Source organism: Wolbachia endosymbiont of Pentalonia nigronervosa, assembly GCF_014534705.1.
GTDB lineage: Bacteria > Pseudomonadota > Alphaproteobacteria > Rickettsiales > Anaplasmataceae > Wolbachia.
Map to the genome: position 1 here is coordinate 1 of NZ_JACVWV010000139.1, position 1,790 is coordinate 1,790.

Genomic DNA, 1,790 nt, shown 5'->3' on the forward strand with positions numbered 1-1,790 from the left:
TCAAAGGTGTCAGTGCTCCTTCTCTTCCGGTTAGTGGTTTACCTTCTCTTATAGATGACAGGATATTTGTCTCTAATTCTTGATAGTTTACTAATCCAACATAGTTGTTTGCTCTTTTTTCTTTCATTTGTTAAACCTCCATTTTTTATATCATTAATATATCATTTTTCGGTTTGACACAGTTTATTTAACACTCCCTGGCAGTCTTATCAAATCTTGAAAAAATCCGCCTAAAATGTTTTATTTTGCCGAAAAAGCATCCAATCAAATGACGTTCTTTATAAATATGCTCATCATAATACCTCTGCACTTTTCGGTTACGCTTCGGAGGAATAACAACCTCACACCCTTTATTCTCAAGACCCGCAATAAAAGCATTACTATCATAGCCCTTATCGGCCACCACAACTGAATTTGAGATATTCTCAGTTAATGCTTCAGCCTGTGTAATATCGTTCCTTTGACCAGCAGTTAAAGTAAATTTAAGCGGATTTCCCAGAGCATCAACAAGAGCATGTATCTTTGTTGTAAAGCCACCTTTGCTGCGTCCCAGTGCTTCTTGAGCTCCGGTATCCTTCTTGTATCCAGCCGCACAAGCATGTGCTCTAACGATTGTTCCATCTATCATTTGCACTTCCAAATCTGGATCTTGTGTATATTTGAGCAGCTTTTCCCAAATTCCCTTTTCACACCACTTTTTGAATCTCTTATGTACGCTTCTGTAATTGCCATATATTTCTGGTAAAAGTCGCCATTGGCAACCACTTCGAGCCATGTACCACACTGATTCCACGAACCTTCTTATCCGATCTTCGTTTTTACTGTGTATTCCTTTTACGCTTTTCAAATTTGCAAAAATTTGTTTCCATTTTGTTTCTTCTATGTAATATTTCATTTGGTAGTTTCTCCTTATTTATTCACGGTTAAACTACCACTTTTTTCTTATTTTTCCAAATTTTGGTTCACAGAGCCTAGAGCGGAAAGTACTGTTAGGAAAAGAAACGAAGGTTAAAGTAAGAATTGTATGTAAAAAGTTAACTGAAGAACAGGCCATGGCCCGAAGAAGAAAAGCTAATAGGTTGGCAAAATCGCACGGGTATACATCTTCTCAAAGAAATCAAAAGCTACTAAATTGGTCAATATTTGTAACTAATGCTCCAGAAAGTAAGATTAATGCTGAGCAAATATTAGCAATTTACCGGGTAAGGTGGCAAATTGAACTATTGTTTAAATTGTACAAGAGCCACGCTAGGATCGATATCCTTAAAGGAAAGCCGCATAGGGTATTATGTGAATTATATGCTAAATTATGTGCAGTTCTTATATTCCATGGTGCAGTCAGTTGTGTAGAGCTAGAAAAGCATACAGAGCTTAGCTTAACTAAAGCATTTATTGAGCTAAAACGGAGAATTAGAGAACTATTTTTAGTGCTAAATAACAAGATTAACGATTTGAAGATCTTCTTAAAAAAGCTCATCACAGCTTGGTCGCAATTTTCCATAAAGGACAGGTATAGGAAAACAAGAATATCCACCTTAAGCTCTCTACGTTCCTTAACTTGACGCGTATGGTTTATTTAACACTCCCAGCTAGAGAAAATGAATCATGAATATATTTCTCATTGACTGTCAATTTTATTAAAAAATTACGTAAAAATTTATAGAAAATATAAAATCTTGTCCTAGCAAAACTATGAAATAAACGTGAAATTATATTTTGGAGGTATCCCCGTATGTAACTTTGCTTCTGTATGACCTTCTAAAGAGAAAAATTAAAAAAATATTCTTTAT

General features: G+C 35.1%; 1 protein-coding gene and 2 pseudogenes. 1 reads left to right on the forward strand and 2 read right to left on the reverse strand.

Annotated elements, in window-relative coordinates; genetic code table 11:
• Nucleotides 1–127, reverse strand: a pseudogene (locus tag IC220_RS07350) (IS256 family transposase); the annotation flags it as partial.
• A gap of 60 nt (nucleotides 128–187) precedes the next feature.
• Nucleotides 188–895 (reverse strand): IS5 family transposase, encoded by a 708-nt coding sequence (locus IC220_RS07355; RefSeq protein WP_188153772.1) that lies wholly within the window; start codon nucleotides 893–895, stop codon nucleotides 188–190.
• 76 nt (nucleotides 896–971) lie between these two features.
• Here IC220_RS07355 and IC220_RS07360 point away from each other — a divergent pair.
• Nucleotides 972–1,562, forward strand: a pseudogene (locus IC220_RS07360) (transposase); the annotation flags it as partial.
• Nucleotides 1,563–1,790 lie beyond the last annotated feature (228 nt).